This window comes from Rhizobium sp. IY2 (assembly GCF_047532935.1).
In the GTDB taxonomy this organism is placed as follows: Bacteria; Pseudomonadota; Alphaproteobacteria; order Rhizobiales; family Rhizobiaceae; genus Rhizobium; species Rhizobium anhuiense.
Map to the genome: position 1 here is coordinate 1 of NZ_JBLKNU010000067.1, position 223 is coordinate 223.

The following is a 223-nucleotide window of genomic DNA, read 5'->3' on the forward strand; positions in this document are numbered from 1 at the left end:
TCGATCACCAACATGGCGATCTTCGGCTTCCTCTATGTCGGCATCTGCCTGGCGCTCGGTCTCTTCCTCGCCATCCTGCTCGACCAGAAGATCCGCGGCGAGGGGCTGCTCCGGCCGATCTTCCTCTATCCGATGGCGCTCTCCTTCATCGTCACCGGCGTTGCCTGGAAATGGTTCCTCGATCCCGGCCTCGGCCTGGAACAGACGCTGCACCACTTCGGCT

General features: G+C 62.3%; 1 pseudogene. It reads left to right on the forward strand.

Annotated features, from left to right (window positions below):
* Positions 1–223 (forward strand): annotated as a pseudogene (locus ACMUVN_RS33420) (sugar ABC transporter permease); the annotation flags it as partial.